This is a genomic window from Deltaproteobacteria bacterium, assembly GCA_016234845.1.
Classification (GTDB): Bacteria; Desulfobacterota; Deferrimicrobia; order Deferrimicrobiales; family Deferrimicrobiaceae; genus JACRNP01.
The window spans coordinates 1-8,214 of the sequence record JACRNP010000021.1 but is presented as its reverse complement, the minus strand read 5'-3'; the positions used below and the strand labels follow the sequence as shown (position 1 = coordinate 8,214).

Here is an 8,214-nt window from a genome sequence, read left to right as displayed (position 1 = left end):
GAGGGCGCTGTCCAATCCCCCCGAGAGCAGGACGACGGCTCTCCGGTGGTCCCGGCGCGTGTTTTCCCCTGACCGATTCATCGAATTATTATAACGTAATGGTAGAACCTGCCAGGGAGGGACGCGTTGCCCATCGACGTCGCGCCGATCCGCGCGGAGGAATTCCCCGTCAGCGCGGAGTTTCTGTACTTCAACCACGCGGGCGTCTCGCCGATCCCGTCGCGCTCCGCCGCGGCGGGGATCCGGATGCTCGAGCTCAGCCGGGACGAGGGGGCGTGGCGCCCCCGGAAGTGGGAGGAGCTCGCCAACGAGACGCGGGGCCGGTTCGCCCGGATCGTCGGCGCTTCCGCCGAGGAGGTCGCCTTCGTGAAGAACACCTCCGAGGGGCTCTCCTTCATCGCCGCCGGCTTCCCCTGGCGGGAAGGGGACAACATGGTCACCGCGAACGTGGAGTTCCCGTCGAACATCTACCCCTGGATGCGCCTCCAGTCCCGGAACGTGGAGGTCCGGATGGTGGCGGCCCGGGACGGCCGGGTGCGGAAGGAGGAGCTGTTCGCCGCCTGCGACGGCAAGACGCGGCTGATCTCCCTCTCCTCGGTGGAGTTCGCCAACGGGTACCGGAACGACCTGCCGGGGATCGGCGAATATTGCCAGCGCCACGGGATCTTCTTCTGCGTGGACGGGATCCAGTCGGTCGGCGTCCTGCCGATGGACGTGAAGGCGTTCGGGATCGACGCCCTCTCCGCCGACGGCCACAAGTGGCTCCTCGCGCCCGAGGGGATCGGCGGGTTCTACATCTCGCGCGACGTCATGGAGATGATCGAGCCGGTGGTCCTCGGGTGGCATTCGGTCCGGAACCGGTTCGACTTCGAGAATTACGACTTCCGCCTCTCCCCGGACGCGCGCCGGTTCGAGCCGGGAAGCATGAACACGGTGGGGATCGCCGCCTTCAACGCCTCCATGGAACTGCTGCTGTCGGTCGGGGTGGACCGGATCTGGGAGCGGGTGCGCCGCCTGACCGAGCGGATCATCGAGAAGGCGAACGCGGAACGGTTCGAGATCGTCTCCCCGGTCCATCCCGAGGAACGTTCGGGCATCGTGACGTTCAAGGTGCCGGGGGTGGACAACTCCGCCCTCTGGAAGGCGCTGTACTCCCGGAAGGTGGTCTGCTCCCCCAGGGCGGGGGGCATCCGTTTCTCGCCCCATTTCTACAACACGCCCGAGGAGATCGACCGGCTCTTCGGCATGGTTCTGGAGGAACGGGCCCGCCTCTGAAACCGCCGGCCTCAATGAGGAGACCGGCTCCGTTCCAGCGCCAGCAGCGCGGCCCCGAGGGCGCCGGCCAACTGCGGCTCGTCCGGCACGAGGAACCGGAGGCGGAACCGGTCCTCCAGCGCCTTGCGCGCCGCCGGGTTCTTCGCCACCCCCCCGGTCATGACCGCCGGTTCGGCGATCCCGATCCGTTCCGCCAGCGCCGCGATCCGCTCCGCGATGGCCAGGTGGATCCCCCACGCGATGTCCTCCGGGGCGGCGCCGGACGCGATCAGCGATACCGCCTCCGACTCGGCGAACACGGTGCACGTGGAGCTGACGGGGATCGACCGGGACGCCGCGAGCGACCGCATCCCCATCTGCTCCAGGTCCATCTCCAGCGTCCGGGCCATCACCTCGAGGAACCTCCCGGTCCCGGCGGCGCACTTGTCGTTCATGGCGAAGTCGGCCACCTTCCCGTCGTGCCCCAGCCGGATCACCTTGCTGTCCTGCCCGCCGATGTCCAGGACCGAGAGCGCCTCGGGGAAGAGGTGGCGCGCCCCCCGCGCGTGGCACGTGATCTCGGTCACGCGCTGGTCGGCCGTCTCCAGCCGGTCCCGCCCGTACCCGGTCGCCACGGTGAACGCGATTTCCTCCTCCTTGGCGTCCGCCGCCGCGAGCGCCGCGTCGATGGCCTCCCGCGCGGCCTTCCGGATCGAGGCGCCCGTGGACACGATGGAGGCGCCCCGGATCCTCCGGCCGCCGTCCAGGAGGACGACGTCGGTGGAGAGGGAGCCGATGTCGACTCCGGCGAACAGGATTTGTCCAGCGGTCACGGCAGGGAACCAACCTCGCATTGACGAAGTGCCGAAAAACCAATATAATACATCAAATTCCAAAGGTTCGTGACGCTTCGCACGGGTCATCGGAAGGAGAGCTTCCGTGGATTTCAAGATCGGCGACATGGCGGTTTACCCCGCCCACGGCGTGGGCGTCGTTCAGAACATCGAGACGAAGAAGTTCGCGGACGGCAAGAAGGAGTCGTTCTACGTCCTGCGGATCCTGGACACCGGGATCACGATCATGATCCCCATGGGGAACGCGGTGCAGGTCGGTCTCCGGGGGATCATGGACGCGACGGCGGTCCGGTCCGTCTACAAGATCCTCAAGGAGCGGGAGGTCGAGCTCGAGCCGAAGCCGTGGAACCGGCGGTACCGCCAGTACATGGAGAAGCTCAAGTCCGGGTCCCCGTTCGAGATCGCCGAGGTCCTCCGGAACCTCCTCCTGCTCAAGTCGGAAAAAGCGCTCTCGTTCGGCGAGCGGAAGATGCTCGACGCGGCGCGCTCCCTCCTGGTCAAGGAGATCTCCATCGCGAAATCCGTCACCGAGGAAGCCGTCGAGGCGGACCTCCGCCGTTTCCTGAACCTCTGATCCCGCCCCGCCGCCCCTGTTGCCCGGCACGGTAGCCATCGTCGTCGCTGGAGGCGCAGGGCGCCGGATGGGCGCCGACGTCCCCAAGCAGTTCCTTCCGCTCGCGGGCCGGTCGCTCCTCGACCGGACCCTTTCCGCCGCCGCTTCCTCTGCGCGGGTCGACGGGATCGTCCTCGTCCTCCCGGCCGACGTGCCGGAGGAGGCGCGGGAATCGTACAAGAGCCTCCCGAAGGTGATCGCGGCGGTGGACGGAGGGCGGGAGCGGCAGGATTCGGTCCGCAACGCCCTGGCGGCGCTGCCGGGGGACGTCCGGATCGTCCTGATCCACGACGCGGTCCGTCCCTTTGCCACTCCGGCGCTCTTCGACCGGTGCGCGGAGGCGGCGAGCTCGCACGGGGCGGCCGTCCCGGTGATTCCCGTCCGGGACACGGTGAAGGCGTGGGACAAGGCCGCGGGGACCCTGGTGACGATGGACCGGTCCGAAATCCTCCGGGCGCAAACCCCGCAGGGGTTCCGGGCGGAGATCCTGCGCGAAGCGTACGCCCGGGCCGACCGCGAGGGGCGCACCGGGACGGACGACGCCTCCCTGGTCGAGGCGGCCGGCCACCGGGTGGTCGCCGTCTCGGGCGAGGAAGGGAACATCAAGGTCACCCTGCCGGAAGATCTGCGGATGGCGGCGGGGCTTCTCTCCGAGGCTCCGGATTTCCGGATCGGGCTGGGGGGGGACGCCCACCGGCTCGTCGACGGTAGGGAGCTCTGGCTCGGGGGGTTGAAGGTCGAGCACCCGAAGGGGCTCCTCGGCCACTCCGACGGCGACGTGCTCCTGCACGCGGTGGCCGACGCGATCTACGGCGCCCTCGGGGACCGCGACATCGGCTTCCACTTTCCGCCGGGCCGGGAGGATACGCGCGGGATCTCGAGCCGCTCCATCCTCGCCCACGCCCGCTCCCGGATGGCCGGGGCGGGATTCGGCCTGGTCGGCCTCGACGCCGTGGTGATCTGCGAGGAGCCGAAGATCGCGCCGCTGGCCGACGGGATCCGCGATTCCATCGCCTTGATCCTGTCGACGCCGAAGGACCGGGTGAGCGTCAAGGGGAAGACCACGGAGGGGATGGGGTTCGAGGGGCGCGGCGAGGGGATCTCCGCGTGGGCGGTCGCGCTGCTCCGCGGGGCGGAAATCCACGGAGAAGGCGGAGGAGAAGCGGGATGACCCTTTCGGTGTTCAACACCATGGGAAACCGGAAGGAGCCGTTCGTGCCGCTGGTCCCGGGGAAGGTCGGGATCTACGTGTGCGGCGTCACGGTGTACGACCTGTGCCACATCGGGCACGCGCGGGCGAACGTGGCGTTCGACATCGTCGTGCGGTACCTCCGGTACTCCGGCTACAAGGTCTCCTACGTCCGGAACTTCACCGACATCGACGACAAGATCATCCGGCGGGCGGGGCAGGAGGGGATCCCGTTCGACGCCGTCTCCGCGAAGTACATCGCCGCGTTCCACGAGGATTTCGACCGGATGGGGCTTCTGCGCCCCGACGTCGAGCCGAAGGCGACCGAGCACATCGGGGAGATCGTGGCGCTGGTCCGGCGGCTGGTGGACGCCGGGAAGGCGTACCCGGTGGGGGGGGACGTCTACTACTCGGTCAAGGGGTTCCCGGAGTACGGGAAGCTGTCGGGGAAGAACATCGACGACCTGCTGTCCGGGGCGCGGGTCGACGTGGACGAGCGGAAGGCCGACCCCCTCGACTTCGCCCTCTGGAAGGCGTCGAAGCCGGGGGAGCCGTCGTGGGACAGCCCGTGGGGGCCGGGCCGGCCGGGGTGGCACATCGAATGCTCCGCGATGGCGATGAAGCACCTGGGCGATACGTTCGACATCCACGCGGGGGGGAAGGACCTCGTGTTCCCCCACCACGAGAACGAGATCGCGCAGTCGGAGGCGGCCACCGGGGCGCCGTTCGCCCGCTACTGGGTCCACAACGGCTTCGTGAACATCGACAACGAGAAGATGAGCAAGTCGCTGGGGAACTTCTTCACCCTGCGGGACGTGCTGAAAAAGGTGAACCCCGAGGTGCTCCGGTTCTTCCTGGCGTCCAGCCACTACCGCAGCCCGATTGACTATTCCGACCGGAGCCTCGGCGAGGCGAAGGCGGGGCTCGACCGGCTGTTCCGCGTGAAGGAGAAGGCGGAGTCGTGCCGGGCCGCGGGAGCCGTCCCGTCGGCGGTGCCCGGCGGCGAGGAGTTCGCGGCGCTGTCCGCCGCCCCCGAGCGGTTTGCGGAGGCGATGGACGACGACTTCAACACCGCCGCCGCGCTGGGCCGTCTCTTCGACGCGGCGCGCGCGCTGAACCGGCTTGCCCCCGCGGTCCCGTCGGCGGAGCCGGAGGCGGCCGGCCGGTTCCTCGCGGGGTACGACCGGCTCGACCCGCTGTTCGCCGTGCTGGGGATATTGCGGATGCCGTCCGCCGAATACTTCCGCACCGCGGGGAACGAAGGCCGGCTGCCGGAAGGGGAGATCCTCGCCCGGATCGAGGCGCGCCGGGCCGCCCGCGCGGCGAAGGACTTCGCGGCGGCGGACCGGATCCGGGTGGAGCTCGACGCCGCCGGCGTCCTCCTCGAGGACGGCAAGGGCGGGACAACGTGGAAGTACAAGGAGTGATTTGAGTCCCGCGTTCAGGCTTTCCGCTCCGTTTTCCCCCGCGGGGGACCAACCGGGAGCGATCCGGGAACTGTCCGACGGGTTGACCCGCGGGATCCCCCGGCAGGTGCTCCTCGGCGTCACCGGGTCGGGGAAGACGTACACGATGGCGTCCGTCATCGCCGCCGTGGACCGCCCGGCGCTGGTGATCGCGCCGAACAAGACGCTGGCCGCGCAGCTCTACTCGGAATTCAGGACGCTCTTCCCCGAAAACGCCGTGGAATATTTCGTCTCCTACTACGACTACTACCAGCCCGAGGCGTACGTCCCGCAGACCGACACCTTCATCGAGAAGGATTCGGCGATCAACGAGCAGATCGACAAGATGCGGCACGCCGCCACGCGGTCGGTCATGACGCGCCGCGACGTGATCGTGGTGGCGTCCGTCTCGTGCATCTATGGGCTGGGCTCCCCCGAGTTCTACGCGAAGATGACGATCCGCCTGGAGGCGGGGGCGGAGTTCCCGCGGAATGCACTGCTTCGGCGCCTGATCGACCTGCAGTACGAGCGCAACGATGTGGACTTCCACCGGGGGACGTTCCGGGTCCGCGGGGACGCGATCGAGCTGTTCCCGGCGTACGAGGAGGAGCGGGTCCTCCGGATCGAGTACGACTTCGACCGGATCGAGCGGATCCGGTACGTGGACCCCCTGCGCGGGACCCGGCTCTCCGATGTGGGGGAGACGGTCGTCTTCCCGGCGAGCCACTACGTGACCCCGGAGGATCAGCTCGAGCGCGCCGTCCGCGGAATCGAGGAGGAGCTCGAGGTGCGCCTCGCCGAGTTCGGCGGAGGGGGAAAGCTCCTGGAGGCGGAACGGCTCAGGCAGCGGACGACGTACGACCTCGAGATGATCCGCCAGATGGGGTTCTGCTCCGGCATCGAGAACTACTCCCGCCACCTCGACGGGCGGTCTCCCGGACAGCCGCCGCACACGCTCATCGACTACTTCCCGAAAGGGTTCGTGACGTTCCTCGACGAATCCCACGTCACGGTTCCGCAGCTGAACGGGATGTACAACGGCGACCGGTCCCGGAAGCGGACGCTGGTCGCTTTCGGGTTCCGGCTCCCGTCCGCCCTCGACAACCGCCCCTTGCGGTTCGAGGAGTGGAACGAGCGGGTCGGGCAGGTCGTGTTCGTCTCCGCGACCCCCTCGGAGTACGAGCTCCGGGAGAGCGGCGGCGCCGTGGTGGAGCAGATCATCCGCCCGACGGGGCTCGTCGACCCCGGAGTGGAGGTGCGCCCGGCGAAGACGCAGGTGGACGACCTCCTGGGGGAGATCCGGGAGCGCGCGGCGGCGGGGGAGCGGGTCCTCGTCACCACCCTGACGAAGCGGATGGCGGAGGACCTGACCGAGCATTACGAGGCGCAGGGGGTGCGCGTGCGGTACCTGCACTCCGACATCGACACCGTCGAGCGGACGAACATCCTGCGGGAGCTGCGACTGGGCAAGTTCGACGTTCTCGTCGGGATCAACCTGCTGCGGGAGGGGCTCGATCTCCCGGAGGTGTCGCTGGTCGCGATCCTCGACGCCGACAAGGAGGGGTTCCTCCGCTCCGCCCGCTCCCTCGTCCAGACGTTCGGCCGCGCCGCGCGGAACGTCTCCGGGAAGGCGATCCTCTACGCGGACACCGAGACCGGGTCGATGCGGGAGGCGATCGCCGAGACGCGCCGCCGCCGGGAGAGGCAGGTCGCGTACAACCGGGAGCGCGGGATCACCCCCGAGACGATCCGGAAAAGCGTATCCGATCCGATCGGCCAGGCGTGCGAGGCGGACTACGTGGCGGTCCCTGCCGCGGAGGAGTGGGAGTTCCGGTCCAGGGAGGAGATGCTGAAGCTCCGGAACAGGCTCCGGAAGGACATGGAGCGGGCGGCGAAGAAGCTCGATTTCGAGCGGGCGGCGGAGCTGCGCGACCGGCTTCTCGCCCTGGAGAAGGTGGAGCTTGCCGCGGGCTGAGGACATCGCCGGCCCGGGCGACTGGAGGGCGTTTCCGAAGGCCCCGGGCGTCTACATCATGTCCGACGCGCGGGGGAGGATCCTGTACGTCGGGAAGGCCAAGGAGCTGCGCGCGCGCCTTCGGAACTACACGTCGCCCGGGGGGGACGGCCGGCCCACGATCCCGCACCTGATGGCCCGCGTGCGCGGCGTGCGCTGCATCGTCACCGCGACGGAGAAGGAGGCGCTCCTCCTCGAAAACACGCTCATCAAGCGACACCGGCCGCCGTTCAACATCTTCTTCCGCGACGACAAGGAATACCTGCTGCTGCGGATCGACCGTGCGGAGGAGTTCCCGCGCCCGGAGCTCGTCCGGAAGGCCGCCCGCGACGGGGCGCTCTATTTCGGGCCGTACTCGTCGGCCCGCGGGATCCGGGAGACGCTCCGGGAGCTGCTGCGGATCTTCCCGCTGTGCTCCTGCTCCCGGAAGAAGTTCGCCTCGCGGCGGCGCCCCTGTCTCAACTTCCAGATGGGCCGCTGCCTCGGCGCGTGCGCGGGAAAGATCGACCGGGAGCGGTACCTGCCGGTCGTGGACAACGCGGTCCGCTTCCTGCGCGGAGAGTACCGGGATCTCCTCGCGCGGTGGAAGGCGGAGATGGGGGAGCACTCCCGCGCGTTGCGGTACGAGGAGGCCGCGAAGCTCCGGGACCGGATCGCCGTCGTGTCGAAGACCCTGGTCCGCCAGCGCGTGGTGCGCGCCGTGGAAGGGGACGTCGACGCGGTGGGGTGGTTCCGCGAAGGCGGGCAGGCCACCGCATCGGTGCTGTACCTCCGCAACGGCCGCCTGACCGACGCGCATCACCGCCACTTCCGGTGGGAGGGGGAGCCCGGCGAGGCGATGGCGT

Annotated in this window: 7 protein-coding genes; 6 read left to right on the top strand and 1 reads right to left on the bottom strand. The window is 69.1% G+C overall.

Going from position 1 to position 8,214, the window contains the following annotated elements; genetic code table 11:
• Positions 1-126: 126 nt before the first annotated feature.
• On the top strand, positions 127-1,275 hold the full coding sequence (locus tag HZB86_01810) for an aminotransferase class V-fold PLP-dependent enzyme (protein MBI5904283.1): 1,149 nt from the start codon (positions 127-129) through the stop codon (positions 1,273-1,275).
• Positions 1,276-1,286: 11 nt separating this feature from the next.
• Here the strand turns inward: HZB86_01810 and HZB86_01805 are convergent, their stop codons facing one another.
• Positions 1,287-2,108, bottom strand: a complete 822-nt coding sequence (locus tag HZB86_01805) for a 2-hydroxyglutaryl-CoA dehydratase (GenBank protein ID MBI5904282.1) — start codon at positions 2,106-2,108, stop codon at positions 1,287-1,289.
• Between the two features lie 106 nt (positions 2,109-2,214).
• Here HZB86_01805 and HZB86_01800 point away from each other — a divergent pair, with 106 nt between their 5' ends.
• From HZB86_01800 to HZB86_01780, 5 genes are all read left to right on the top strand, one after another.
• A complete protein-coding gene (locus HZB86_01800; GenBank protein MBI5904281.1) occupies positions 2,215-2,682 on the top strand; it encodes a CarD family transcriptional regulator in 468 nt (155 codons plus the stop codon).
• Positions 2,683-2,749: 67 nt separating this feature from the next.
• Positions 2,750-3,892 (top strand): 2-C-methyl-D-erythritol 4-phosphate cytidylyltransferase, encoded by a 1,143-nt coding sequence (ispD, locus tag HZB86_01795; protein MBI5904280.1) that lies wholly within the window; start codon positions 2,750-2,752, stop codon positions 3,890-3,892.
• The gene (locus HZB86_01790) at positions 3,889-5,337 is read left to right on the top strand and encodes a cysteine--tRNA ligase (GenBank protein ID MBI5904279.1); all 1,449 of its coding nucleotides are present in this window, start codon (positions 3,889-3,891) and stop codon (positions 5,335-5,337) included. Before ispD ends, HZB86_01790 begins: the two co-directional genes overlap by 4 nt.
• A gap of 1 nt (position 5,338) precedes the next feature.
• A complete protein-coding gene (gene uvrB, locus HZB86_01785) occupies positions 5,339-7,330 on the top strand; it encodes an excinuclease ABC subunit UvrB (protein ID MBI5904278.1) in 1,992 nt (663 codons plus the stop codon).
• Positions 7,317-8,214: GIY-YIG nuclease family protein (locus tag HZB86_01780; protein MBI5904277.1), on the top strand; the 898-nt coding region annotated here is incomplete at its 3' end. The genes uvrB and HZB86_01780, both read left to right, overlap by 14 nt.

Coding starts and splice junctions, on each gene's coding strand:
- HZB86_01805 (MBI5904282.1), bottom strand. CDS start 2,108: ATGCGAGGTTGGTTCCCTGCCGTGACCGCTGGACAAATCCTGTTCGCC.
- HZB86_01800 (MBI5904281.1), top strand. CDS start 2,215: ATGGCGGTTTACCCCGCCCACGGCGTGGGCGTCGTTCAGAACATCGAG.
- ispD (MBI5904280.1), top strand. CDS start 2,750: ATGGGCGCCGACGTCCCCAAGCAGTTCCTTCCGCTCGCGGGCCGGTCG.
- HZB86_01790 (MBI5904279.1), top strand. CDS start 3,889: ATGACCCTTTCGGTGTTCAACACCATGGGAAACCGGAAGGAGCCGTTC.